Origin of the sequence: Staphylococcus edaphicus (assembly GCF_002614725.1) — a bacterium.
Lineage (GTDB): Bacteria > Bacillota > Bacilli > Staphylococcales > Staphylococcaceae > Staphylococcus > Staphylococcus edaphicus.
In genome coordinates this window covers 1-24889 of record NZ_MRZN01000031.1, presented here as the reverse complement: position 1 = coordinate 24889, position 24889 = coordinate 1, and the positions used below count along the sequence as shown (strand labels likewise).

Here is a 24889-nt window from a genome sequence, read left to right as displayed (position 1 = left end):
CATAAGAAAAATAGTAGCTCAACGAGCTACAAAATTATATAAAAATAAAGAAAACGTCAATTTCTATATAATTTCAATAGAAATTGACGTTTATTCTTTAATCAGAAATGTTTATGTCCCGGACTCTATTTTTGTGGATTTTTATTTGAAAATAACTCAAGGATAGACTTGCTGCTCATGTGGAAAAATATTTGCCTTTTTAATGGAATAAGCTTAGAGTTGCCAGTCATTCCTATACCGAACTATTCATCATCTTCCAATAAGTTAGTGACATTAACAGTAATTTCTTTTGTAACAGGGTTAATACTTACATCTTCGTTATAACCTAAAGACTTTACTTGTATGGTATCATTTTCTATTTTCAATGCTATTTCTACATGTTGGTATCCTTGTAAAATTAATAAAGTATCTTCATTAACAACAACATCATGTGAACCTCTTCCATTTATAGTGACATTCCAATCATTAAACTGCATCTTACATTTCCCCCTTTATTATTGTTTCTCTAATCCTATAATTAGCATTATTACTACTGAAATGAGCATAAATGGTACGAAAAGAGATGTCACTAAAAATCCGCCAATCACGATTAGATAAAACTCATCAATCTTGTATTTACCGAATTTCATAATATTCCTCCTATTTACGCTCTTCAAATCCGTATATTAAGCAAATTACAAATACTACAAAAACTGCTGGTACAAATATAGATACTACTAAAAGTGGTATAGACATAATTAAATAATTGTAATCATATTTATATTTATTAAATTTCATAATAGCCTCCGTATAAAGCTCTGTTATTTCTTGTTAAAGTCATCTATAGTAGTGCCATTACTTTCAACTTGCTTTCTATTTGCTCTTATTAATAAAGTAGCATTTATTATTATTGATATAGCTAGCGCAATTGAAATTGATAAATTTAGAGCATTAAAATAATTTACTACTATTAAAACTATCATCAATACAATATTAAGTGTATGATGCAAAATCATTTCTTTACTCATTTTAAATTCTCCTTTTGACTTTTATTCTGCCTTTTGTAATTCATGTATGTATGTGCCACAAGTGTCAGCATAGAAGTGAAAATCATTAAACTGAATATAGATAAACAGGTAGCAACTAAATCGGCTTTAGTCAAAATGTTGTGTATAGACAGACCAATGAAGAATAAATGTAATAAAACAGTGATTGGTAACATTGTCTTAAATAATTTTGAGTTTGGTTGAGTATGTTTTTGTTTCATAGATAGGCTCTCCTTTAAACGCTACTTAATTAAGATATTACTATGTACCTCGTAACCTTATAATAGTGCGTATGTGAAAGACACGTAGTGGGTGCTGCTAATCGTTTTCTTTATTTTTCCCCTTATCTTTACGGCTAAGCAACTTACTCAATAACTTTGATGTTGTTCGTTCAAAAAAGCTGGCAATAGCTACAATTACATCTATTGTTTTAATTAATATTCCCAAAAGTATTTCCATTTTCAAGCTCCCGCATCGATATTTTATCTAAGATAACAATCCTGTTTTGTATCAGCATAGCATAAGGCATAAGTGTTGTTAACAATATATAGCTTTATAGTTAATTATGTTCAATATAATTTAATTGTAATTTTTAAAAACAACAGATTTTTTAGTTACCAATAATGCATATATCTATAAGTGGTTATATATGGAAAAAATATGGTATTAATAAAATAAAGGAGGATTTAATATGGACGTAATAGGAAAGGTAGTTAGTTTTATAATGACGATGTTTTCCAATTTAAATGGCAGTAAATCTTTGGTTGAGGATGTCAAAAATGGAATTAAGCAAAATTTAAATAAAGATAAATAACTTAACAACAGAGTCTTAGACACCATAGATTTATCTTAGCCGAGAAGGGACGACGAAATATTTGAAATCATATCCAGTCTCTGTCCACTCCCTTGTTGAGATTCGCATAAAATTAAAAAAGCGCATTAGCAAACATAATTTTTCTTAGGTTTTGAATAAACTAGGCTAATAACTAGCCAAATAATTTGTACGATGAGTGGAATTAAATAGGCAGATCCTAATACAGCTACATTAAACCATTTAATTATGTAATTTTTATGGCTCTGCTACCGTCTATTTCTCTCATCCACAGTAAGACGGAGAATAATAAGAAAGTGATTAGTCTATTGAACTAACAATCCACCAAAAATCCAAGAAATCTTCAAATTATTGTCCGCTAGCAATATAAATTTTTGAAAAATATGATAGCATAATGCTGTATAGGAATATTAGAATTAAATTTATGAGTGAAGGGTGATAAGGTGTTGAATAGAAATATCAAATATCCTCGATTTAAGTTAGCAATTGATTTATTAGGTGTACTTGCTTTTATTGTCATGCTATTTTTTATAACACTTAAAGCTTCTATTGAAGCGAATTCAAACGAATGGCATATTTTATTTAAAGTAACTGGTGATTCAATGACTGATTTTGTCCTATTTGTCCTCATGCTTTTAATTGTTATAGGTAGTGTAATAGTATCCACTATTTTGAGAAACATGCATAAACCTTAATTGATTATATTTAATAGTGGTTATGCTTTTTGTGTTTATATTTAAAATCATTAATTTCAAGTGAGTTTATATTGATTGGAGTCAGTACTTTTGCCGTAAGTAGTTTATGTTTGTTGAAGGGGGAGTAAAATATGAGCTTTTTTAAAATTATTTTAGGCATATTAGTCATATGTGCGTGGTTATTTGTGATTAATGCATATAAAAAGGGACATCAAAATACTGCTAAAGCTAAAAATATCATGTTGTTAGCTTATTTTTTAACTTTGGTTATGGCAGTGATGCAATTCTTTTATTAAATTTAGTTATATCATTTTATGTTTGATAAATAAATGAGGTGACATTTTTACCAAAATCACAGCAATGGTTGTTAGCGTTCACGCTATTCGTTTTTATATTGAACATTATTGCGCCTGTTATAGGTATAATGTTCAATATTGAAGTATTAGATTTCAGTTCAATAATTATTAAATGCACGCAAGGCCTATTTATTATCATGTTTGTGGTGTTTACTTATAGACAAATCAAACGCAAAGGCTTTAAACCATGATAAATTAAGTTGCTATGTTCTAAAATAAGGTTGAGGTATTTGGGATGGTAGTGTCTTTACATGTGACAGAATTGTCAGACGCTTTAGTGTAAATGTAATATATATCAAACGTGGGTGTAGGTCACAAAATGATATGGTATTACTAGACGGACAAGGAGGATGAATAATGAAAATAATTTATACTTTAGTGTCAATTATCATTGTTGTATTTCTAGCGTTATTGGGGTGGAAGTTCTATGCTGAAGCACATACGAATAGCGCACAAGTTAGAGATTTAGCAAACTTTAATCCGTTAATAAAAACGGAAAATTATTATGTACAGACAGATGAGCCTGAGCGTTCTGAAGATATAGGCGAAGGTGTTAGAAATTATACGTATAAAAATAAAGCATATAATGAAAAAGGCGAAACAAAGCATTTAGAGTACACTGCTACTAAAAAATTAAAAAAAGCGCACTATTTAGAATTAAAGTATAAAGTAGGAGAAGTGAAAAGTTTCAAGGAAGTCAGCTTATCTGAAATACCGAAAAAAGCAAGAGAGAAGCTAAAATAATCATCCTAAAGCGTAAAGTATGATTTTATCAAACCACACATAATACCCCCGTAGTATTTAAACTATGGGGGTATTAACATTTTCAAGATCTTTTTTAAAACAAATAAGTAAGAAAAAATGAGGGTTGAAATTATTTATCATTTTAGCGCCAATTGTTTTGTTTAATCTAATGTTTGATTTAGCACTTTTTTATATTTTTCAAAGGTGCTATCCGCAATGTCTCCATTCATCTGTAATAAATAATTATTTTTTACATAAGTATGAGAGTATAGTATTGCACTAGATTTTCCAAGTTCATCATAATATTGTTTTGTTTCTTTTAAATCGTCATCACTTGTAAATCTCATAATCCTAGCATTTTTATTCTTCTCAACTTCAAATATTTTTGCCTCTTTGGCTTTCATAGGTGCAGCACCAAAATCTTCTTTGTCCATGTCTTTTACGTTGCTAACATGTAAATGATGATCCTTAAAACTTTGAATGACTTGCTTCACTGCAATTGATTTGCCACAAGCTACAAATAATAAGCTAGCTACAATAAATAAAAAAATGATTCGTTTCATATACACACTCCAATGAAGATTCGTTAAATAGATTGAAAGTTGCCGTATAGGCTCATTTAAAGATGAGATGATTACTTTATATCGAATTACATGCTTTTAGTTTCATTATACAAAATACCGACCCCATAGCCGCTCGTACCCACTTCATAATCAAATTTAATAATTTCAATATATTGATTTTCTTGTAGGAATTCATTCACTTTTTTAGTTAATCCTTTTTCAGTCATTGTATTAAAACATATAAATTTCATCGTATATCAATCCTTTTCTAATCATTATTTTAAAATAAAAAACAAATAGAAGTAGCACTTTGCGTAAGTTGCATATATGTTTGCGTATACTACAAATATACCCTATAAAATTGTTTTAGCAACTATATCAATGCAATTCATTTCTTATTAGAAATTTATATTATGATTTGTTATATAGTGGGCAATTTAAAATGAGGTGTCTAAGTTGGGAAGCAAATGTGGCAAAGCAATTTTTGATTTCATTATAATATTGGGTATCACGTTTGTGGTGGCTACGATATTGAATTTATTTGGGACGAATATTGGGTTAAATAAATACGCCGAAAAGTTACGACATATAGAATTATTTAATATTTATCATAATAAGAAATTAAATGGCCTTATTACAGTGGGCGTTATATTAGCACTGTTATCATCTCTGCACACATTATTTTTTGAAAAGGAAGAAAAAGCATAGGTGGGGAATTTATGAAAAAAGTTAATTCATTTGGAACAGGTTTTTATATAGCATCATTTTTAAATATTTTCCTGTTAATAGGTCTTGTATTTATTGTTCAGAGTGAAAATTTAATCATCACGATGATTTGGACGCTACTATCATTTGTAAATGCAGTTTATTTACTAGTAAATGTATTAAATAATAATAGAAAACAATAGGTACTATATTGAAATAGCACCTATCGCTTGAATTTCTGATTATCTTCAATGGTCATGCCTTTTGCTTTAACGTTTTTATGGTTAGCAATAATAAAGCCTATAAGATTAATTAACAACAAGGCTAAAAGTATAATAGAAATAGTTAAACTGCTAATTTCCATAAATTGAAAAATAATAAAGATGATCATTAAAGCCAAATTAATTGTGTGATGTACATATAAAGCTTTAGACATATATCTTACCCCTTTAGAAATAACGCGTATGCTATTGTTTTAATAAAAACCATTAAAACAATAGTACTTATACATATAATTTAACATAAATGAGTGAATATGAAAGTCAATCATAGGAGGGAGCTTTGTTGACGCCTAATGTGTTAATGTTGATCGTTACTATTGGAGCATTAGTATTTATGCTTGTTTTTTGTCTAATATTGAAACATTCCATGATTTATATATTTGTTGCGCTGTTTTTGCAGTCAGTATTTTTGTTTTTAATTAGATGGTTGTGGATAGGTAAAACTCCAACGGCGGCGTTTTTCAACTCTTTTGATTTAGTTACCATTGTAGTTATCATAGGATTAACTATACACACGATTCAAAAGAAAGCACATGAATAGTGTAGGTTAGAAATAATACAAAGATAAAAACGTGTTATAAATCATAAGTGAACATTGTATGATTTATAACACGTTTTAGTTTTATTGTTGTTTGCAGTTAACTTATCTTAGTAAAAGTTTTATACCACGCACTAAATTAATGATAAATAAAATAATAATGCATAGGCCAAAAAGTAACCCTAGTGCAAGGGAAACATTGGAAATCGTTGTAGGATGGTCAAAAGGTTTTCTATAGACCTCTTGAGAGAATATAAAGGCTGCACTACTTAAAAAATAAAAAATCGTGATACCAATATGGTTTAGTAGTGCTTTTTTAGCATGTGACGTTGCAGGTTTAGTCGCACATATCCAAACGATGATAGGGAATAACAGTGGTGCAAAAAATACACTGAAATAATTTAATGAAGAGAGTACGTTTTGATTATTACTATTCTCCATGACTTTTCACCTCCAATAAAATAAGTAAAACACAACCAAAGAATATATGAAACAACATACTTTCAAAGTGACAACATTGTAAGTTGTATATAAATTTAATGTAAATTTATGTGAATAGTTAAAATGTTGTGTATGTTAAGGATTTTTTATATACTATAAGCGTAAATTAAAATGATTTTTTAATAAGCATAAATGGAGGCATATGATGAACAAGCAAACTTTACAAACTCGAATTGAAGACTTATATCAAGATATCTTAATTAATTTAGATACTGAAAAGATAGATGATTATTTTGCGGATGACTATATTCAAGAAACAGATCACGATACTTTGAATATAATGGAATTTAAGGCGCATCTTCAAAAATTAAAAGAAGTGGTAAAGACATTAATTATTGAGAAGTTTAAAGATATATTAATAGATGAGCAACAACAAAGTGTATTTTTAAGATATGATGTAGCTGTAGCGAAAAAAGATGGTTCAAACGGTAAAATAGAAGTATACGCGATTTTCAAATTTAATGAATCTGGTAAAGTTGCTTCGTGTCGTGAACTTTCTAAAGCGTATCATCAAGATGTACAAGGTTTAGCAAATATATAATTTGTACATATATTAATAACAAGAAGTAACTTCACAATAGCGTTTTTGGTTGATTTGAAAAAGGTATATGAATACAAAGACTACGCGTAGGCTGACTTTCTGATGATAAAATGCTTTATGTTTCTAAGTTAATAAGTTCATGAATACTTGAAAATAGGAAATAGGTCGAATGCTATTGACCAAACTAGAGGTGATGAAAATGGCCACATTTGTATTGATTTTCCATTTGATTTGTTTGGTACTCGTCTTGGTAGCAAGTGGTGTCGCGTTGAAAGAATTTAGAAAACCGACTAACAGGCGTAATCAACAAAGGGTGGATGCATTGCTCGTGTTCGTATTAGTAGTTGCGCTAATCGCTATATTATCAAGTGTGTTTACTGATTTATAAGCAGGCTGTCATCGATATTGATGACAGCTTTTATTTTTTAAAAAGGATAGTTGAATAAATAGTAAATGGTATAAAATAAGAAAAACTTTTGTGTATGTTTGAATATTATTATAAACTGCAATTATAAGCACTATACTAGACAGTAGTGCTTATCGACGAATAAATAACACAGAAAAAGGAGCGTTTCTATGAAATATAGACTAAGTTTGTCAGTTGTATTGGCAACGAGTTTGATTTTAAGCACGACAGTAGCACAGGCGCAAGAAGGCAGCCAAAAGCAAACTACTAAAAAAAGTGAAAAAGAGAATACAAGTAAGCCAATTGATTTTGAAAAAGCTCAAAAAATGAGCCCCCAAGCATTGAAAAATCAATTAACACCGGGAGACTTAAAATTACATAATAAGGTAGCGGAACATAATTCGAATTCAGTAGAAATGCGTACATTTGCGAATAGAGCCTATCAAGACGTAAATACATATATAGCAAATAATAATATTAAACCGGCTCAAATTGTACAAGATGGACGTATTAATAATTTACCAAAATATAATTATAAATCTGGTAAGTTCATCGGTGTAGTTATTCATGAAACTGCCAACCCTAATAGTACGATAGAGGGCGAAGTTAATTATATGTATAATAACTATAACAGTGCATTTGTGCATGCATATGCAAGTAGTGATAAAATCATCCAAACAGCACCTAGTAATTATCTCGCATGGGGCGCAGGAGCGAACGCCAATCCATATTTCTATCAAATTGAGTTGACGAGATCGAATACTTTTGACGGTTTTGCTAAATCTGTGAATAACCAAGCCTATTTAGCAGCTAAAATGCTGAAACAAAATGGTTTAGCTCCATCGCTAGCTGATAATAATCAAGGTACAGGTACGATCATTAGTCATAATGCTGTGAGTCAATATTGGGGTGGAACAGACCATTCAGATCCAGTAGGTTATTTTAACCAATGGGGATATAATATGAATCAATTTTATAGTTTAGTTCAAAAACACTATAAAGCATTAAATGGTGGCGGAAGTAATGATGCGATAACAGGTGCTACTTACACAGTGGCTAAAGGAGATACACTGTATAGTATTTCAAGAAGAAGTGGCGTCACAATCGATAATATTAAAAAATGGAATAGTTTAAAGAATAATACATTATCTGTCGGACAAGTGTTGAAATTAAAAGCGCCTAGCAATAGTGGATCAATAACTGGAGATACACATAAAGTTGTCACTGGAGACACATTATATAATATTTCTAAAAGAAGTGGCATCAGTGTAGCTAATATTAAAAAGTGGAATAACCTTAAATCGGATAGTATTAGTAAAGGACAAACTTTATATTTAGTTAGAACTTATACTGTGAAAAAAGGTGATACGTTATATAGTGTTGCTAAAAATCAGAAGACGACCGTAGATAAAATCAAAGCAGCGAACAAGTTAAATTCCAATAGCATTAAAGTGGGTCAAATACTCAAAATTAAATAAATAACTAAAGACACTTCATATTGTAGTTAACAATTAAATGAAGTGTCTTTTTTATCGTTTTAAATAAATTAAAGTGTTTGTCTGAATAATGTATACGCTAGTGTTTGGTATTTATCATTTGTAACTAGACCATGTTTTTCATAAAAACGTCTTGTTTTATCAGTATTATCTGTTAAAAGAACGGTTTGTAGCACATGTTTGTATTTAGTTAAAGTAATGGTTAATAGTTGACCGTCTAACACTCTATTTTGAAATGATTTTAATATAATTAAATCTTGAATGTAAATGATAGAGACACCATCACCAACGGTTATAATGTTACCGATAAGTGCTTAGCTTTCCCATATTGAAAGAACATATGATGTATTTGTTACCACTTTTGTAGTTTGTTTGGATTAGCAGTGTGGTTGTGCCATCCAGTGTCGTTATATAAATTTAGTAATTGCACTAAAGAAATATTTGAAGTTAGATGAAAAATACACCGCATTGATGCTCCTTTTGTAATGTCAGTTCATTTCATTATTCATAATATCTGAGACTCTGTCATTATATTCTTCTTGAGGTAACCCCTCAAAGTCTTTTTGTTTTGTTAAATCTTGAATTTGTTGCTGTGCTTTTTCGGACATACCTTCCGTTGAAAAATCTGTTGCTGGCATTTGATTTAAGTCTACTTTTTGTTGTTGCTCCTGATTAGGTTGTTGTACTTGATTATCTTCAGTATTATCTGCCGCTACATTAGACTGGGTTTCGTTAATTGATGCTTCCGTAGATGATACGGTTGCTGCCTGTTCATTTTGTGTAGCAGTAGGTTCGGAAGAAGACTGTGCATCATTATTAATTTCTTCTATTTTAGATTGGTTTTTTTGTTGATCTTTGTTTTCTCTTTTGTTGTTGTCGTTTGCTTTGTGATGCTTCTCTGATTTGTCTTCTTTTTTAGCTTCTGAATGTTTATCCTCGGTAGTGCCACATGCTGCTAAAATGATAAAGCAAGACAATAATAAAAACAGTAATTTTTTCATTTAAATTGCTCCTTAAAATAATTTGTTATTAATATTGTACTATATTTATTTGTGATAAGGTTAAAATTGTGACAAAATAGAAACACATTAAAAGATATAGGATGATGCATATGAAGTATTTTAATAATTACTTTATTGTATTTCGTATTGTTAATTGGTATGACGATCATTGTATATGTATATTATGATTTTGTAGCCTATAAAGGATATGGGTTGCTCCTTTATATTGTTTTTATGTTGATAAGCATAGTGATAGGTATTATGAATCGTAAATATAATTTAAACAAAGATAAAGGTGCAAAGAAGAGAAAATAGAGTAATCAATGAGAATCGTTTCGGTGATATGTTCAAATTATTTTGATTATTTTTCATTTATGATTCCATCATTGTCTCTATCTTTGGATGCATCATAAGCCGGCATATCTTTCGTGACTTCACCAGGCTTAGGCGTATCGATGTCCTGTGTTTTTGGAAGGTCATTTTTTTCGGGTATATCTACAGATGGTGCATCGATATTTGTATCTACATCACCATTTTGATTTGTATGATTGTTGTCGTAGTTAGTTGTATTAGATGATGCATTTTGATTATCATTATATGTTGTGCCACTACTGTCATTATTTTCAGATGAAGCGTTATTCGAAGATTCATCGTTTATAGTTTCTTGTTCTTGTGTAGTATCTTCTTGATTGTTCACTGCGTTCTCTTGATCAGGTGTATCCTTTTTAGTCTTCTCTTTTGTTGTTGTCTTATGTGTCTTTTCCTTTTTGTTATCATCGCCACTGTGGTTCATATTAAAGAAAGCACTACATCCACCAATTAAAAGTATAATTAAAAGTATTAACACTAAACATCCTAAACAGCCAATGCATCCATTTTTCTTATTATCGTTCATAACAATCTCCTTAAATATATTTTTATTGTGCACTAAAATATAAATCTTTAAAATAATTGTACTATACTTTTAGTGTTCGTGTAATAAGGAAATTTGATTGTAAATATAAAGCTAAATGTAAATGGTAAATTATGAAACGTTTATACAATGACTTTATTAAACGGTTTTTGAAAATATAAAATGTGTTTTTGTATGACTATATTTTTGTAAAATGTCTATGAAAGATTCTACATTTGGCATGTTTTTAAATCTTGCTTTAAATAAAAAGCAACTATCACCAGATATACGATAGCAGAAGTCAATGTGATTTTGTTCTGTGATAAACATTTTAAAGTCTTTGTATAAGTTGTTTTTAATAACTATCTCAACGATGATATCTATATCATATCCTAAAGCGCTATAATCGATATCAATCGTATATTTTTTTATTATTCCAGCGTCTTTTAATTTACTAATTCGTTCTCGAACTGCTGGTATAGAAAGATTTGTGATTTTGCTCATATCACTTAGTGACATGCTACTGTCTTTTTTTAAACTTCGAATGATTTTACTATTTGTTAAGTCCAATTAACAAAACTCCTTAAAAAATAAAGTTTTTAACTTTTTTCTCCTAAAAAATATTATTTCAATATAGCTAATCATGCCATAAAATAGTTAATAATCAAGGAGTGATTCTAATGGCACTAATTCAATTATCTGAAAATGGAAAAACATCATTTCAAAAATTATTAGGATATAACAAAAAAATGATGCTAATTTGGGCAAACTTAAGTGATGTACTAGAAAAGGATAACCAACTTTCTAGTGGATTAAAAGAAGAAATGAGAAGAATGCTCGCTCAAAATAATGGATGTAATTATTGTAAAGCAAAAGGAAGACCGTCAGGAAAATTCACAGATGAAAAATCTGCTATATGTATCGGGTTTGTTGATGTGTATATAAAACTTGGTACTGAAATCCCACAATATATTTTAAAAATATTGAAAGATAATTTGACCGAGTCAGAAATAAGTGAATTGTTTGCATTTATAACATTTACCACTTGCCAACAATATTTTGGGGCCATGATGAAATTAGATGCTGAAATATAAAGATCAGAGCGCTTTAAATTTATTTTAAAGCGCTCTGAGTGATTTATAAATGTACATTGTCTTTTGCATAATGGAATAATTGTTTCTTTTCAGTAATAAATAATTGAATGAAAGTAAGGATCCCAATTTTACCGATAAGCATTGTTACAATGATAATGATTTTAGTGGCAGTACCGTAGACGGTTGTGAAGTCCATGCTTAACCCAACTGTGCCAAACGCTGAAATCACTTCAAATAATATAGTCGTATAAGGTGTCTGTGCATTTAGCATACTTAGAATAAACGATACGCTCAATACAAAGACTGTGGCTAAAAGCGTAATGGTAACGGCAATTTTAAGTGTACGCTCAGGAATCGTTTTTTTGAAAATAGACGGATGTGTTTCGTTTCTTAAAGTAATTTTTATAAATAATAAAGTAAGTACGAAGCTTGTCACTTTGATACCTCCAGCAGCACTGATTGGCCCACCGCCAATAAACATCAGCAACATCATCACCATCGCAGTGGGTGATGAGATTTGCCCAATATCTACGGTGTTAAATCCAGCTGTACGCGTTGTGACAGATTGGAAAAATGAAGCACCCAATTTTTCTGTAAGCGATAAATGATTTAATGACGATTGATAATCTAAAATGAAAAACAATATAGTGCCAACAGCAATCAATATGAGAGACGAACTCAAAACGATTTTAGAATGGAGTTTAAGTTTTATTAATTTCTGTGATATCACCATATCAAAAAATACGAGAGGACCTATGCCACCCATGATAATTAACAAGGGCACGGAAATCGTGATGATGGGATCATTAACCGTGCTCATTAAGTTGTCTTTGAAAAGTGCAAAACCAGCATTATTAAAAGCAGACACAGACGTAAATATGCTTAAAAACGTACCTTTATACAAACCGTATTTTGGAATAAAAGATAATGCAATACATAAGGCACCCACAACCTCTGTTACGACACTATACAACACAAATTGTAAAATTAACCGAATGATCCCTCCAGGAGAATCTATATTCCACATCGCCATGACAAGGTAACGATTTTTAATACTAATTTTCTTATTGATTAATATAAAGGTGAGTAGTGTCACAGTAACGATACCCAAACCACCGATTTGGATTAATACCATTATAATCGTGTCGCCCAGCCAATTGAATTGTGATGACACGTCTATAGTTGCTAACCCAGTTACTGTAAAAGCACTAGATGCTATAAAAAAAGCATCGACAAACTCAATAGGGCGTTTACCTGTAATTGGTAAGTATAATAGTATTGATCCGATAAGTGTTGTTGTAATAAAGAGTAGTAAGTAAAAATATAAAGGCTTATTTAATATGTTCATGGTTTCATGTTCCTTAACTGTTTTAATCAACTGTATTTTATACCTATAGTTCAAAAAAGCAAGCAATTTTTTAAAAATCTATTTTGAAATAAAAAAACCAGAATCGCAGTATAGATTTAACGATTCTGGAAAAGCGCCATATTAATTTTTAGTAGTTTGCTCCTTAATACCTTGGGTTACAGCTTCGGCAAAGTCGTAAATTGATTGTTTATAGTCATTAGGATTTTCTCGCGTTTGTCTATCAAGTCGTTTATTGTCAAAAAAAGATTTGCGATACTGAGTTGAAATTTCTAATTGAACGCCAGAACCCGTGTCATTTTGATTAATGATGTTTTTGCTGGAGTCACCATTTACATAGTTAGGACTCTTTTCAACATTAAATCCTTCTTTTTCTAATGCTTTTGTAATAGATTTGGCCATCGCTTTATCTTTACCACCGATATATACAACTTTTTTCTGTTCTTGTACACCGTGGATAGATATGGATTCATTAGATTTATTGGTTAATTTTATTAATTTCGGATCATCGAAGCGGGTGGAGGTAACATGTAATTTTTGATTGTTTGATTTCATTAATCCTTCGAAACTATATAAATTAAAATCACCTTTTTTAGAAATTAATTTCGCCAATTCTGAAGTGCCTGGTTCAATGCCGCCACCATGAATCGCTGTAATAAGTATATCCTTATTTTTTGTTGTTTTAGCATTGGTTTGCCAATCTTGATGTTCTTTAGTGTCGGATTTAAGCTCGGTAAAACTTTTATAATAATCTTGATTTTGTGGCTGCTCTTGTTTCCAAGCATATACAAAATATAGTGAAGCCAGAATAATGCATACAATCATCAACATAATTAAATAATATAAATAAGAATAAAATACTTTTTTCATAGTGCTCCCTTTTGAATTATGGTCATAGTTATGAATATATAACTGAAATCATACTTTAACAGTACAATGTATGATTTGTTAGTCAATTTTTTAACGTTCAACTTCTTTTACTGCGAAATAATTGTTCTCTTCATCTGCAAAATTAAAGACGCGGCCCATTGGTAAATCCATAATATCGCCGACAGTGACTTGATTATCTTTTAGGCGATGGAATAATTCATCAAATTGCGTAGTAGCAAAAATTAGGGACGGTGTATCAGTACTTACACCCATATCCATCGCATCCACTTTAGCCTTGTCTTGTAGTACAATCGCTGTTTGAGCATCATCCTCAGGCGTTAATTTCACCACACGCATATTCATTTCTTCAGTATCATCTGCGACGTTAAAGCCTAAATGCTGAGTCCAAAATGCAATTGCTTTATCATGATCGTAAACATAAATCATTACTTCATCTAACCTATTAATCATCCTAATCATCTCCTTGATTTCTCTATTACTTAACGCTAAGTATATAAAATAAAATCAATATTACAAAATATTTATGTTCTAAAGTCTGGAAAAACTCATGTTAGGTGCAAATTTGATTAAACACCTGTAGAATTTACATTATACAACAAATGGAAAGGGCGTGTATCGGTTGGATATCGTAACAAAAATGCAAGTTAATGTACCGAAAGAAACTGTATTTGAAGCCTTTGTCGACCCAGAAAAAATTGGAGGATTCTGGTTTTCTTCAAGTTCCGAAAGATGGGAAGAAGGTAAGACCATTACACTTATGATGCGGAATTAAATATACAAATAGCACGTGTGGAGCCTAATCAATTGATTGAATTTAAATGGGGTGAACATCCAGTAACGATTCAATTTGAAGATAATGAAGTTGGGACCGTAGTAATAACGACTGAAAAAGATTTCAATTCCAAAGATATCGATCAATTATTAGGTCAAAAAGAAGGATGGGTCTATATGCTGAGCTGTTTAAAAGCATATTTGGAACATAATGTAACAATTAGAGCAGCCATATTATAAATCTTGTATTAGCGATTGAGCGGATATCAGGAATCTAAAATAATTAGATTGTGATAGCGCTCTTTTTTATAAAGATTAGAAAAGGGTATAAAGAATATAAACAAAATACTTTTCAATGCGAATGACATATGTTTTAATGTAATTATAAAAGTTACAATTAAAGGTGATGTTCATGAATTTAGAATTTAATATTGCTGTGCATCTTCTGACATTTTTGGTGAAGCATCAAGATGAACGCTATAGTAGTAGTGAATTAGCGCAACGTATTTGTGTAAATCCTGTTCAGTTACGAAGAGTGACTAGGAAATTGAATGAGCAACAGTTCCTTGATGTAAGTCGTGGTAAATATGGTGGTTACCAAGCCAATGAGCAGACGGCGCAGGTTAACCTTGCAGAATTACTTGTCTCATTTAATGAAGAAAGATCAGATGGACGTTTGTATACTGGTGATGAAGGTAGTGACTGTGAAATTTCCAGGGAAATAGGGCATACGATGTCTCATTTTCATAAAAGAGAGCAAGACATATTAATAGCGTATTATAAAAATGTAACGATTCATGACGTATTAAATGAAGTATTAAAGGAGGATTCTCATGAAACAGTATGATGTAGTGATTATAGGATTTGGTAAAGGTGGCAAGACACTCGCAAAATTTGCTTCAGCACAAGGTAAAAAAGTAGCTGTCGTTGAAAAATCTAAAGCAATGTATGGCGGCACATGTATTAATATTGGTTGTATTCCTTCTAAAACGCTTGTACATGAAGGGTTAGAACATGGTTCATTTGATCAAGCATTTTCAAGAAAAAAAGATGTAGTTAACGCTTTAAATAACAAGAATTACCATAACTTAGCTGATGATGACAACGTTGATGTCTTGGATTACACAGCTAAATTCAAATCGAATCGTGAAGTCAATTTATTGAATGATCAAGGTGAAGTGGTAGAAACATTATCTGCTGAACATGTGGTTATCAATACAGGTGCAAAAGCTATCGTTCCACCTATTGATGGTGTAGATAGTTCGAAACATTTATATGACTCAACAGGTATTATGAATTTAGGCTTCCAACCTAAAACATTAGTGATTGTTGGTGGTGGCTATATTGCATTAGAATTTGCATCAATGTTTGCGAATTTTGGGACACAAGTCACTGTATTAGAACGTGGCGATGATATTATGCCGAGAGAAGACAAAGATATCGTTAAAGAAGTAAAAAAAGACTTGGCTGATAAACAAGTTAATATTGTCTTAAATGCCAATACAGAAAGATTTGAAGACACAGAAGCAGGTACACTTGTTCATACGACGGCTGGAACATTTGAAGCGGATGCAGTATTATTAGCCACTGGTCGTAAACCAAATACTGATTTAGATCTTGAAAATACAGATATTGAATTAGGTGAACGTGGTGAAATTAAAGTTAATGAATATCTCCAAACGAGTGCAGCGAATGTATATGCATTAGGAGATGTTAAAGGTGGTATGCAATTCACATATATTTCATTAGATGACTTTAGAATCGTCAAAGATCAGTTATTTGGAAATGGTGAACGTTCTACTGAAAATCGTGGCGCTGTACCTTACACAGTATTCATTGACCCACCATTAGCACGTGTTGGTTTAACAGGTGAAGAAGCAAAAGCACAAGGATATCAAGTTATCGAGAATGCGATTCCGGTTAACACAATTCCTAGACACAAAGTAAACAATGACCCAAGAGGTTTGTTTAAAGCGGTAGTGAATAAAGATAATGAAGCAATATTAGGTGTGACTTTATATGGTAAGGAATCTGAGGAAATTATTAATTTAGTAAAATTAGCCATTGATCAAAAATTATCTTATAAAGTATTGAACACAAATATTTATACACATCCAACTATGGTAGAATCATTTAACGATTTATTTAATATGTAACTGCGGTGATGATTTAAGTGCTTTTTAACAATACGAAAGGCTCAGGTCTACTAAATGACCTGAGCTTTTTATATTGCTTCAACTGATTAGCGTCTTTATAATCTGTCCAATTAGGTAAAATGCGCCGACAATAATACAAACAACACCAATACTAATATAACTTTGCTTTTTGCCTACGCCTTCTTTTTTAGAAGTACGTTTATTGATGATAAGCAACACGATACCGATTATGATAAGTACGAGTGAACCAATCCACATAATATGTCGCCCCCTAATAAGTATTTAATATTTATTTCGTTAAGGTCTCACGATTTATCGCTATTATATTTTGTTTACCCGTTAATGGCTGTATATTAACGTGCACAATGTATATTTCTAATTATTTATAGTTATAGGGAATAAATTAAATGGATTACTATACATTTCGTTTATTGTTATAGAAATATGTTAAAATATGTATACTATGAAATATTTCATATATGAAAAGAATGATGTGGTTTTTAAATATTGAAATTTATTTTAGAAGGTGTGCGAAATGGATATAAAATACGAATATCAATTTGATATTAATGATGTCGATGAATTGATTCATATTTATCACGGGAATCAGTGGTTAGGTCATAATCAGGAAGAAGTGATTACTTTATTTAATACGGCAACACACGTGATTATTGCCAAAAGCGAGGGTAAAGTGATCGGGTTTGCTAGAGCTATGTCAGATGGCGTCTTTAATGCGGCGATTTATGATGTTATGGTTGATGTTGCATATCAATCTAGAGGCATTGGCTATAAAATTGTACATGAAATGTTGGCTTATTTAGGTGAATTATCTTGCATCCATCTTATTGCTACTACCGGGAACGAATCATTTTACGAACAACTCGGTTTTCGGAAATTAAAAACGGGTATGGCAGTCTATACAGATGTAAAATTAAAAGATGAGTATACTGTTTAAACAATAACAGTAATACTCATCTTTTTAATGTGTGATCAAGATTATAAACTATTGTGACTCACGTCCTCATGTGTATAGTTTTTTAGTAAAGAACAACCAAGTGGATGTTGACCATTATCTACATAATGATTAATTTCTTCAAGGACGTCTAATATTTCATACTCTGGTGTTGTAATATCAAAGGTATATTTAAATAATTGTTTTTTATCAGAAAGGACAGTAGCGACAAGTTCTTCATTGTGCATCTTATAATCTAATAATTGCATAGTAGTTATCCCTCGCTTTTATTGTATTTCAATTCATATGTTGAATTGATCTAAATGAGAATGTATTTCAAAGATTAATGTCAGATTATAATAATTATTATCTAAAACCTATTCTACATTAAAATACTTAAAATGTAGAGGGTTTTGACTCAAAAATATAGTGAAATTTATGTAATTTTACATGAAAACGTATGCTTAAGCGATTTCTTAATAAGAATAATTTTAAATTAGAAAAATATGAAGCACATACTTGTAATTTTCAGTGTAATTTGATACGATTCAATTAATCGAATAAAGCTTTCTAGGGTTCCGTAATGTAAAGACATTGGTCTGGACCGAGAGAAAGCCACATATTTATATGTGACACGGAAGGATAAAAGCCTGGGAGATAGTCATTCACACTATCTCTCGGGCTTTTTTATTTGCTAAAAGGAGGATTTATAATGAATTGGATAAAAATTATGATTGCCACATTTTTTGAAGTGGGATGGGTCATTGGTTTAACCCATGCGTCATCATGGGTGGAATGGCTGTTTACAATAATTGCGATTTTTGTAAGTTTCTATCTATTGGTAGAAGCTTCTAAGTCTTTACCTGTAGGAACATCTTACGCAGTATTTGTTGGACTCGGAACAACGTGGGTGACATTGTTTGATTTCTTATTGTTTGGCGAGCCGTTTCAATTTATGAAGGTGATTTTGATTATTACGTTACTAGCAGGTGTCGTTAGTCTGAAATTGGTAACACCCAATAAAGGAGGAAAAACATCATGATATGGATTGTATTGATCTTTGCAGGTATATTTGAAATGTTAGGAATTACGTTTTTAAATGCATATGTGCATCATCGTCAAAAGCGTGATATGTTGGGCCTCATCTTATTCTTTAGCATTAGTTTCATTGCACTATCTATAGCAATGATGTATCTTCCGATGAGTACAGCATATGCAGTTTGGACTGGTATTGGTGCAGTAGGTGGCGCAGTGCTCGGTATGGTTTTTTATAATGAATCTAAAGATGTGAAAAGGGTGATATGTATCATAGTGATACTCGGAAGTACGGTGGGTTTAAAATTAATAAGTTAAATGTAAATTAAATAAGAAGGTATTGCGTTAGAAACAGCGTATTACATTATAGTGTAAGAACATTACTTTAAATAAAAAAAGACGACACATACGTGTCGCCTTAAGAGTAATATGTTCATGAATATAAAAGACTAGTAGTCGGTTTCCAACTACATCCTTAATATAGCATATCTGATAATCATGATTCAATAAAAAAGTGGTATTACATTTTAATCAAACAGGTTAACTTAAAACTGTTTGATCGATATAAAAAGTGAGCGATATGATATTGCGAGCCAAGTTTGTAATTGATACCATGAAGTGTAAAGGTGGGAGGCATACTATGGAAGGACTAGCCGCATTTATTACAATAACTTTAATGATTATCATTGTTCCGGGGCCTGACTTTTTTGTGGTGATGAAAAATTCTATTACCTCTGGCAAAGGTAATGGTGCGATGGCAGCACTAGGTATTACGTCAGGACATGTTGTTTATTCATTATTAGCAGTATTTGGTATTATTTTTATACTAGCAAATATGTATTATGTTTTTTTGGTAATTAAGGTTTTAGGTGCTATATACCTTATTTATCTAGGAATTAGAAGTGTGATGAGCGCAAGACAAAGTATGGATTTTTCTACGTCACAGATGAAAGCACAACGTATTACTTACCTAAGTTCGTATCGACAGGGTTTTTTTAGTACGATACTCAACCCCAAAGCATTACTTTATTACATCAGTATCTTACCGCAATTTTTGACTACTGGTGAAGTTGTAACATCTCAAATTGCAATATTGACTGCAATTGTGACAACGGTTATTTTACTTTGGTTTATCTTCTGTGTGTATATTTTTCAATATATTAAGTTATTATTGGCAAATAGAAAAATAAAAGCATTGTTTGATTATACGGTTGGTGCGATATTGATTGGATTATCGCTTAATTTATTATTTAGTAAGAGCAGTTAAACGACATGTGTATATGATGGTTAAGGGTCTGAGACATCAATTAATGGATCAGGCTCTTTTCATAGACGTACTTTGTATTAACTAACATAGATAATGTCATGATTAAATAAATTAATTTGAATTTTACAAACATATATTTATAAAAGTATTTTGAAATATTCACAATTTATCTACATAATAATCTTGTTAATTACTTATAATATTAAATGAGAGAGAGGGGGAAAATTTTTGAAAAATATATTCAATCCGTTACAGAGACTTCATTTTTACGCAGCATTGTTTATTACTCCACTGTTGATTACTTTAACAATATCGGGCATAGGCTTTTTATTTTTCCAAGAAGTAGAAAATAATGTTTACAAAACAGAGTTTTTCGGAGATAGCTCTGTAAAAGAGCATCAATCGCTAAATCAAGCGGTAAATCAAGTAGAAGATAAATTTGATGGTTTTTACATAAGTAAAGTAAGTATTTTAGATGATCCATATAATAATAGGATTACATTAGATGATATGGCAGGCAACCAACGTTATGTCTTTTTAGACCATAATAATCAAATTGTGGCAGACCAAAATGCGAAACATACATATGCTAACGTTGTAAGAAATATACATAGTTCACTATTTACAGAAAATACATTTATAAATTATCTGGTTGAATTAACAGCATGTTGGACGATTTTCATGATACTATCTGGAACATATATGCTGATCAAGAAAAAACTCATTTCCAATAAAAGTAAAAGATTAAGGTTTCAAAAATGGCATGCGACATTGGGCGTGATTATTGCAGTACCAGTGTTTGTATTGGTATTGACCGGCTTGCCATGGTCTGGGTTTATGGGCGCTAAAATTGCCAACGTTATGGATAATTCTGGAGAGTTGGGCCAGTCAGAATTGGCAGTGAATCCACCCAAATCAGATGTAAATGAAATTCCATGGGCAACGCGTAGTAATAAGCAACCCGAGTCTGAAGGGGGATCTGCGCATCATGGAAGTGGCGAGATGCCTAGAACAGATATAGAAAAACAAATTTCGATAGACAAGGTTGTTGCAGAATCGAAAAAAGATGGGATTACGAAACCATTTTCTATTGTTTATCCAACGAGTGAAGCAGCAGCCTTTACGGTTTCCAAAGGTAGTAATACAGGTGTGACTGGTTTAGATGTGTCACCTTATGAAGAACAAACGTTATATATAGACCAATATACAGGTAAAGATTTAGGCAAGGTTAAGTATCAAGCGTATGGTATTATCGGTAAATGGTTTACATGGGGGATTCCATTACATGAAGGACATTTATTCGGTATTGCAAATAAAGTCATTAATTTACTTGTGTGTCTCGCATTACTGGGTGCGATAGGCTTAGGATTAACTTCATGGATTAAGAAAATGAAAGAGACACAAATTAAAATTCCAAGAAGAGTTAAAAAACCAATGTCTATTCCATTGGTTATTGTACTTATTATATTAGGGATATTGATGCCGCTCTTTGGTTTTTCTCTTATTATCGTCTTCTTAATAGAGCTGTGGCTTTATTATAGAGATAAAAAGAATAGATAAGGTATAAATACATTTTATAAAATAAAAAGCAGGGAGGCGATTGGCCTTCCTGCTTCTTTGTATAGGAATCATTATGAACATGTACGGAATGAACCCATTACATTTCCATTTCATGGATTTTCATCATCAAACCGTGTGGGATGTCATCATGTTTTACAACTTCTTGTTTATAAAATGTTTTACCATCATCTTTAGAAACTAATTTAACAAAGTCACCTTTTTTAGGCTTGAAATCGTCATTTTTGTTGTCGATTTTGACATTTTTAGTTACGATACCATCTTTTTCACTGACTACTTTTTCAGCAGTTGTACTATCTGACATATAGCCATAGTATGTGCTCTTTTGACCAGATACTACCATAAAAATTGTGAAAACCACACCAATAATTACTAAAATACTAATTATAGAAATCGTTAATTTTTTATTCATTTTCTCTGTCTCCTTTTATGATAAGCATAAAGGATTACAGCAGATTCGTATATGGTGAATTAAAATGTTACTAATTTTGTCAAAAAATAGATTGCTCTTTTATATTGAATAAATATTATGGATGGAAATAAGCATGTTCAGAAACAATCACCTTAACACCGCGATAAATATTTTTTATAGTGTACCAAACTGTGATGATAAATAAAATAATTGCAATCGTAATCATAATAATACTAGTTATGGCAGAACTATTATTAATCAAAACACCACCAAATCCAATGCTTAGAATAAGAAGAATTGGACCAATGTACGTTATGATATGATAAATTAACGATTTAGCCGCATGGCTTGAAGTTGGTTTATCAGCAAAGATCCAAATAAAAATAGGCAGTATGATTGGTGCGAAAAAAATACTCAAATAACTAAGTGCCGCGAGAACGCGTTCTCCTTGAGTGCTATTTTGTATTATTCTGTCATTCATTTGTATCACCTCAGCTAGTATACTAACAAAGTAGTTTTGAAATATATATTGTAAAAGCTTAATATGACAGTATTGTTAGTTATCAAGGTACGTATGTCATTGGCACTATAATCAAGGGAAAAGAGAGGTAGATTGGTATGAAAATATATTTGATAAGACATGGAGAATCACAATCCAATTATGATAAGAAACAAGGTATCAATTATTTTTGTGGGCAATTAGATGTGTCACTTACTGAAAGGGGTACAAATGCTGCACAATTATTACAGACCGATTTCGAAAATAAAAGCATCGATCATATTTACATTTCAGATTTACTGCGTACGCGCCAAACTTATAATGCAATATTTGATAAATTTATTCCAGTTAGTGTGACATCTTTATTAAGGGAACGTTCCTTAGGTCTTTTTGAAGGCAAAATGATTAAAGAAGTAGAAGAAGATCCCAAGTATAAACACTTTTTTGAGAATGAAAATTACGCTGATTTTCGTCATAGTTTTACTCAGAAGGCACCTGAAGGGGAAAGTTATGCAGATGTTTTGCAGCGGGTTAGGCAATTCTTTGAAAATGAAGTAGACGATTCATTTTCATCCATTGCGATTGTGGCCCACCAAGTTGTCATTCGTTGCTGTCTCGTGTATTTAGGATATGAGACGGAAGAGACAGTGATTGATAAAAAAATAGAAAATTGCGTACCTTATGAAGTAGAAAAATAGAAAATAATAAACAAAAAACCTGAACTGCGACATCGTCGGTTCAGGTTAATATCTTTTAGCTGCTGTTAAGCTATCATGAAATCCTTGGAATAAGGTATTGAAATTGTCTAAAAAACTTCCGACAATAACGGCAAGTATGACGTAAGTAACGCTCAGAGCAATTGTTTTATAAGAAACAACACCATATTTTTCTTTCTTCTCAAAGAGATGAAAAGCTATGAAGACAGCAGCCATGGCACCTATTAAAATAGTTAATATCATAAAGGTGAGCCTCCTTAAAATTATTACTGAATGGCTGTGCTTCGATTCATTTGTTAATTAACTTAGTAGTTATCATAACAAATGTTACTTTGAGAAAAAAAGGGATATCATATTAAAAAACTTACAATTAAGTAAGGTTTTTTACAGTAATAAGTCATCATCTGTGAATAATCTTGTGAGAAATAGACTTCAGACCTTTGAGCATACGGAATGGTGACATGTAATCTCTTTGTAACTTATGCAAATATTTGTGCGTATTCAAGTAGTGATATAAATGATGACAATCTATAAACTATAAATTTGTCACCTATTTATCAACGGCATCCGTTTTGATATCTTTATCTTTTAAGAATTTGTTGATTTTATCTTGTTGTTTGCCGTTTACGTCTCCAGCGTATTTTGTTGGCACGTCTGCAACGTTAAGTTTGTTTTGTGGTTGATAATCTAATTGCTCAATTTCTTCATCCGCGTCTTTAATCGTGCTATTTAAGGCTGTAAAATAATTGATAATGCGGTCTAGGTTTTCTTTATATCCTTTTGGGAAGTGGTTGTTTTTTACGAACTTCTCGAAGCGCACATCATTTTTGACTGCATTATGTGATAAGTCAGATAAACGTTTTGCCTGTTTATCTGTAATCTTTGTATCCGTGCCTGTTTGTTTATCTAATTTGTATTGGATTAGATATTTATTATCAATGATGTCTGAGTTTACATCTAAGTATTTTTGAATGGCTTTATTTGCTTCTGCTTCACTTAGTGTTTCACCGTTTTTATCTGAATGAAAAATGTCTTGCTCAGTAATTGTTTTTACATTTTTAGGTGCATTTTTTTCATTGTACCCATTGTCATCATCAGATTTATCATTTGAACATGCTGCGAGTATAACAGTTAGTACTAAAACTAATGTTAATAATGTACTTTTCTTCATAAATTTAAACTGCTCCTTTAAAATAATCGTACGAATATAACAAACTGAAGAATGTTTTAACGTGTTCTTTGAAATTATAACGTAAGCGTATCATGTAGCGCTATTTATTTGAATAATGTATTAAATAATAAACGCACAATCTTTTGAACAAAATACAAATCTATAGTAGAAAATCTAATAAATTTATGAAAATTCATTAGATTTTCATAATAACATGTTACTAAGTTATGTTTACTTTGCAATTGATATGATAGATAAATACATTATATGTTAAAAAAGAGGCTGGGACATAAATACCCAATCTCAAAAAAAGAGGGCTAATCCTTTATGGGTTAGTCCTCTTTATATTTAAAATCTTACGATTTTGACCGTGCATGCTTGCCTGGGGTATGGTTCGAGCCTGTA

The 24889-nt window shown here is 31.2% G+C and carries 41 protein-coding genes, 1 pseudogene and 1 riboswitch; of the genes and pseudogenes, 20 read left to right on the top strand and 22 right to left on the bottom strand.

The genetic code is table 11. The features are described from left to right. Window positions 1–242: 242 nt before the first annotated feature. From BTJ66_RS13005 to BTJ66_RS13730, 5 genes are all read right to left on the bottom strand, one after another. Window positions 243–476, bottom strand: a complete 234-nt coding sequence (locus BTJ66_RS13005; RefSeq protein ID WP_099091363.1) for a hypothetical protein — start codon at window positions 474–476, stop codon at window positions 243–245. A gap of 18 nt (window positions 477–494) precedes the next feature. Beyond that, window positions 495–629, bottom strand: coding sequence for a hypothetical protein (locus tag BTJ66_RS13990; protein WP_274521122.1), 135 nt, complete (start codon window positions 627–629; stop codon window positions 495–497). Between the two features lie 171 nt (window positions 630–800). After that, window positions 801–1007, bottom strand: coding sequence for a hypothetical protein (locus BTJ66_RS13000; RefSeq protein WP_099091362.1), 207 nt, complete (start codon window positions 1005–1007; stop codon window positions 801–803). Next, complete coding sequence (locus tag BTJ66_RS12995) at window positions 1004–1246, bottom strand: hypothetical protein (protein WP_099091361.1); 243 nt, start codon at window positions 1244–1246, stop codon at window positions 1004–1006. Before BTJ66_RS12995 ends, BTJ66_RS13000 begins: the two co-directional genes overlap by 4 nt. Before the next feature lie 97 nt (window positions 1247–1343). Then, complete coding sequence (locus BTJ66_RS13730) at window positions 1344–1484, bottom strand: hypothetical protein (protein WP_167380404.1); 141 nt, start codon at window positions 1482–1484, stop codon at window positions 1344–1346. Window positions 1485–1716: 232 nt separating this feature from the next. Between BTJ66_RS13730 and BTJ66_RS13985 the strand changes: the two genes are divergently transcribed. The 4 genes from BTJ66_RS13985 (at window position 1717) to BTJ66_RS12975 (ending at window position 3652) form a co-directional block, all read left to right on the top strand. Next, window positions 1717–1839 (top strand): hypothetical protein, encoded by a 123-nt coding sequence (locus tag BTJ66_RS13985; protein ID WP_274521121.1) that lies wholly within the window; start codon window positions 1717–1719, stop codon window positions 1837–1839. A 461-nt stretch (window positions 1840–2300) separates the two neighbouring features. Further along, window positions 2301–2552: a hypothetical protein gene (locus BTJ66_RS12985; protein WP_153043339.1), complete on the top strand. Its 252-nt coding sequence runs from the start codon at window positions 2301–2303 to the stop codon at window positions 2550–2552. A gap of 131 nt (window positions 2553–2683) precedes the next feature. Beyond that, window positions 2684–2848 carry a hypothetical protein gene (locus BTJ66_RS13725; RefSeq protein ID WP_167380403.1) on the top strand — a complete coding sequence of 55 codons (165 nt, stop codon included), beginning with the start codon at window positions 2684–2686 and terminating at the stop codon, window positions 2846–2848. Window positions 2849–3265: 417 nt separating this feature from the next. Continuing rightward, a complete protein-coding gene (locus BTJ66_RS12975; protein WP_099091358.1) occupies window positions 3266–3652 on the top strand; it encodes a YxeA family protein in 387 nt (128 codons plus the stop codon). Between the two features lie 161 nt (window positions 3653–3813). Here the strand turns inward: BTJ66_RS12975 and BTJ66_RS12970 are convergent, their stop codons facing one another. After that, complete coding sequence (locus BTJ66_RS12970) at window positions 3814–4215, bottom strand: hypothetical protein (RefSeq protein WP_099091357.1); 402 nt, start codon at window positions 4213–4215, stop codon at window positions 3814–3816. Between the two features lie 86 nt (window positions 4216–4301). Further along, window positions 4302–4466 (bottom strand): hypothetical protein, encoded by a 165-nt coding sequence (locus BTJ66_RS13720; protein WP_167380402.1) that lies wholly within the window; start codon window positions 4464–4466, stop codon window positions 4302–4304. A 280-nt stretch (window positions 4467–4746) separates the two neighbouring features. On the opposite strand from BTJ66_RS13720, the gene BTJ66_RS13715 reads away from it, so the two are divergent. After that, a complete protein-coding gene (locus BTJ66_RS13715; RefSeq protein WP_167380401.1) occupies window positions 4747–4923 on the top strand; it encodes a hypothetical protein in 177 nt (58 codons plus the stop codon). Between the two features lie 11 nt (window positions 4924–4934). Beyond that, window positions 4935–5123, top strand: a complete 189-nt coding sequence (locus tag BTJ66_RS12960) for a hypothetical protein (RefSeq protein WP_099091355.1) — start codon at window positions 4935–4937, stop codon at window positions 5121–5123. 20 nt (window positions 5124–5143) lie between these two features. Here the strand turns inward: BTJ66_RS12960 and BTJ66_RS12955 are convergent, their stop codons facing one another. Beyond that, complete coding sequence (locus BTJ66_RS12955; RefSeq protein ID WP_099091354.1) at window positions 5144–5356, bottom strand: hypothetical protein; 213 nt, start codon at window positions 5354–5356, stop codon at window positions 5144–5146. Between the two features lie 128 nt (window positions 5357–5484). Here BTJ66_RS12955 and BTJ66_RS13710 point away from each other — a divergent pair, with 128 nt between their 5' ends. After that, on the top strand, window positions 5485–5742 hold the full coding sequence (locus BTJ66_RS13710) for a hypothetical protein (protein WP_099091353.1): 258 nt from the start codon (window positions 5485–5487) through the stop codon (window positions 5740–5742). Window positions 5743–5844: 102 nt separating this feature from the next. On the opposite strand, the gene BTJ66_RS12945 is transcribed toward BTJ66_RS13710, so the two are convergent. Continuing rightward, window positions 5845–6180, bottom strand: a complete 336-nt coding sequence (locus BTJ66_RS12945; protein WP_099091352.1) for a magnetosome magnetite crystal formation protein family — start codon at window positions 6178–6180, stop codon at window positions 5845–5847. Between the two features lie 205 nt (window positions 6181–6385). Between BTJ66_RS12945 and BTJ66_RS12940 the strand changes: the two genes are divergently transcribed. The 3 genes from BTJ66_RS12940 to BTJ66_RS12930 all read left to right on the top strand — a co-directional run bounded on the left by BTJ66_RS12940 (window position 6386) and on the right by BTJ66_RS12930 (window position 8665). Further along, on the top strand, window positions 6386–6781 hold the full coding sequence (locus tag BTJ66_RS12940; RefSeq protein ID WP_099091351.1) for a nuclear transport factor 2 family protein: 396 nt from the start codon (window positions 6386–6388) through the stop codon (window positions 6779–6781). Between the two features lie 199 nt (window positions 6782–6980). Further along, window positions 6981–7169, top strand: coding sequence for a hypothetical protein (locus BTJ66_RS12935; RefSeq protein WP_099091364.1), 189 nt, complete (start codon window positions 6981–6983; stop codon window positions 7167–7169). A 188-nt stretch (window positions 7170–7357) separates the two neighbouring features. Beyond that, window positions 7358–8665 (top strand): peptidoglycan recognition protein family protein, encoded by a 1308-nt coding sequence (locus BTJ66_RS12930; RefSeq protein WP_099091350.1) that lies wholly within the window; start codon window positions 7358–7360, stop codon window positions 8663–8665. Window positions 8666–8733: 68 nt separating this feature from the next. Here the strand turns inward: BTJ66_RS12930 and BTJ66_RS13590 are convergent, their stop codons facing one another. From BTJ66_RS13590 to BTJ66_RS12910, 4 genes are all read right to left on the bottom strand, one after another. Beyond that, on the bottom strand, window positions 8734–8907 hold the full coding sequence (locus BTJ66_RS13590; protein WP_161940563.1) for a hypothetical protein: 174 nt from the start codon (window positions 8905–8907) through the stop codon (window positions 8734–8736). 264 nt (window positions 8908–9171) lie between these two features. Next, window positions 9172–9684, bottom strand: coding sequence for a hypothetical protein (locus BTJ66_RS12925; protein ID WP_099091349.1), 513 nt, complete (start codon window positions 9682–9684; stop codon window positions 9172–9174). A gap of 361 nt (window positions 9685–10045) precedes the next feature. After that, complete coding sequence (locus tag BTJ66_RS12915) at window positions 10046–10579, bottom strand: hypothetical protein (protein WP_099091347.1); 534 nt, start codon at window positions 10577–10579, stop codon at window positions 10046–10048. Between the two features lie 156 nt (window positions 10580–10735). Then, entirely contained in the window at window positions 10736–11146 is a 411-nt protein-coding gene (locus BTJ66_RS12910) for an Lrp/AsnC family transcriptional regulator (protein ID WP_099091346.1), read from the bottom strand. Window positions 11147–11256: 110 nt separating this feature from the next. Here BTJ66_RS12910 and BTJ66_RS12905 point away from each other — a divergent pair, with 110 nt between their 5' ends. Next, a complete protein-coding gene (locus BTJ66_RS12905) occupies window positions 11257–11670 on the top strand; it encodes a carboxymuconolactone decarboxylase family protein (RefSeq protein ID WP_099091345.1) in 414 nt (137 codons plus the stop codon). Window positions 11671–11713: 43 nt separating this feature from the next. Here the strand turns inward: BTJ66_RS12905 and BTJ66_RS12900 are convergent, their stop codons facing one another. From BTJ66_RS12900 to BTJ66_RS12890, 3 genes are all read right to left on the bottom strand, one after another. Next, the gene (locus BTJ66_RS12900) at window positions 11714–13018 is read right to left on the bottom strand and encodes a TrkH family potassium uptake protein (RefSeq protein WP_099091344.1); all 1305 of its coding nucleotides are present in this window, start codon (window positions 13016–13018) and stop codon (window positions 11714–11716) included. 141 nt (window positions 13019–13159) lie between these two features. Continuing rightward, entirely contained in the window at window positions 13160–13906 is a 747-nt protein-coding gene (locus BTJ66_RS12895; protein WP_099091343.1) for a poly-gamma-glutamate hydrolase family protein, read from the bottom strand. A 90-nt stretch (window positions 13907–13996) separates the two neighbouring features. Beyond that, window positions 13997–14377 (bottom strand): VOC family protein, encoded by a 381-nt coding sequence (locus BTJ66_RS12890; protein ID WP_099091342.1) that lies wholly within the window; start codon window positions 14375–14377, stop codon window positions 13997–13999. A 169-nt stretch (window positions 14378–14546) separates the two neighbouring features. Here BTJ66_RS12890 and BTJ66_RS12885 point away from each other — a divergent pair. From BTJ66_RS12885 to merA, 3 genes and pseudogenes are all read left to right on the top strand, one after another. Further along, window positions 14547–14938, top strand: a pseudogene (locus BTJ66_RS12885) (SRPBCC domain-containing protein). Between the two features lie 172 nt (window positions 14939–15110). After that, a complete protein-coding gene (hypR, locus tag BTJ66_RS12880; protein ID WP_099091341.1) occupies window positions 15111–15545 on the top strand; it encodes a redox-sensitive transcriptional regulator HypR in 435 nt (144 codons plus the stop codon). After that, entirely contained in the window at window positions 15532–16854 is a 1323-nt protein-coding gene (merA, locus tag BTJ66_RS12875) for a hypothiocyanous acid reductase MerA (protein ID WP_099091340.1), read from the top strand. Before hypR ends, merA begins: the two co-directional genes overlap by 14 nt. 78 nt (window positions 16855–16932) lie before the next feature. Here the strand turns inward: merA and BTJ66_RS12870 are convergent, their stop codons facing one another. Continuing rightward, entirely contained in the window at window positions 16933–17112 is a 180-nt protein-coding gene (locus tag BTJ66_RS12870; RefSeq protein WP_099091339.1) for a hypothetical protein, read from the bottom strand. A gap of 277 nt (window positions 17113–17389) precedes the next feature. On the opposite strand from BTJ66_RS12870, the gene BTJ66_RS12865 reads away from it, so the two are divergent. After that, entirely contained in the window at window positions 17390–17809 is a 420-nt protein-coding gene (locus tag BTJ66_RS12865; RefSeq protein ID WP_099091338.1) for a GNAT family N-acetyltransferase, read from the top strand. A 41-nt stretch (window positions 17810–17850) separates the two neighbouring features. Here the strand turns inward: BTJ66_RS12865 and BTJ66_RS12860 are convergent, their stop codons facing one another. Further along, on the bottom strand, window positions 17851–18075 hold the full coding sequence (locus tag BTJ66_RS12860; RefSeq protein ID WP_099091337.1) for a hypothetical protein: 225 nt from the start codon (window positions 18073–18075) through the stop codon (window positions 17851–17853). Between the two features lie 290 nt (window positions 18076–18365). Then, window positions 18366–18465: riboswitch (guanidine-I (ykkC/yxkD leader) on the top strand. A 53-nt stretch (window positions 18466–18518) separates the two neighbouring features. Between BTJ66_RS12860 and BTJ66_RS12855 the strand changes: the two genes are divergently transcribed. The 4 genes from BTJ66_RS12855 (at window position 18519) to BTJ66_RS12840 (ending at window position 21668) form a co-directional block, all read left to right on the top strand. Then, window positions 18519–18848 (top strand): DMT family transporter, encoded by a 330-nt coding sequence (locus BTJ66_RS12855; RefSeq protein WP_099091336.1) that lies wholly within the window; start codon window positions 18519–18521, stop codon window positions 18846–18848. Beyond that, window positions 18845–19159 carry a DMT family transporter gene (locus tag BTJ66_RS12850; RefSeq protein ID WP_099091335.1) on the top strand — a complete coding sequence of 105 codons (315 nt, stop codon included), beginning with the start codon at window positions 18845–18847 and terminating at the stop codon, window positions 19157–19159. The genes BTJ66_RS12855 and BTJ66_RS12850 overlap by 4 nt, the downstream gene beginning before the upstream one ends. A gap of 322 nt (window positions 19160–19481) precedes the next feature. After that, the gene (locus BTJ66_RS12845; protein ID WP_099091334.1) at window positions 19482–20108 is read left to right on the top strand and encodes a LysE family translocator; all 627 of its coding nucleotides are present in this window, start codon (window positions 19482–19484) and stop codon (window positions 20106–20108) included. Window positions 20109–20336: 228 nt separating this feature from the next. After that, window positions 20337–21668, top strand: coding sequence for a PepSY-associated TM helix domain-containing protein (locus BTJ66_RS12840; protein WP_099091333.1), 1332 nt, complete (start codon window positions 20337–20339; stop codon window positions 21666–21668). Between the two features lie 97 nt (window positions 21669–21765). On the opposite strand, the gene BTJ66_RS12835 is transcribed toward BTJ66_RS12840, so the two are convergent. Then, the gene (locus BTJ66_RS12835; protein WP_099091332.1) at window positions 21766–22098 is read right to left on the bottom strand and encodes a DUF4889 domain-containing protein; all 333 of its coding nucleotides are present in this window, start codon (window positions 22096–22098) and stop codon (window positions 21766–21768) included. A gap of 115 nt (window positions 22099–22213) precedes the next feature. Continuing rightward, window positions 22214–22579 (bottom strand): magnetosome magnetite crystal formation protein family, encoded by a 366-nt coding sequence (locus tag BTJ66_RS12830; RefSeq protein ID WP_099091331.1) that lies wholly within the window; start codon window positions 22577–22579, stop codon window positions 22214–22216. A gap of 137 nt (window positions 22580–22716) precedes the next feature. Between BTJ66_RS12830 and BTJ66_RS12825 the strand changes: the two genes are divergently transcribed. Then, entirely contained in the window at window positions 22717–23295 is a 579-nt protein-coding gene (locus BTJ66_RS12825) for a histidine phosphatase family protein (protein WP_099091330.1), read from the top strand. 45 nt (window positions 23296–23340) lie between these two features. Here the strand turns inward: BTJ66_RS12825 and BTJ66_RS12820 are convergent, their stop codons facing one another. Then, window positions 23341–23556, bottom strand: a complete 216-nt coding sequence (locus tag BTJ66_RS12820) for a hypothetical protein (protein ID WP_099091329.1) — start codon at window positions 23554–23556, stop codon at window positions 23341–23343. Window positions 23557–23863: 307 nt separating this feature from the next. After that, window positions 23864–24484, bottom strand: a complete 621-nt coding sequence (locus BTJ66_RS12815) for an NDxxF motif lipoprotein (RefSeq protein ID WP_099091328.1) — start codon at window positions 24482–24484, stop codon at window positions 23864–23866. Window positions 24485–24889: the final 405 nt, after the last annotated feature.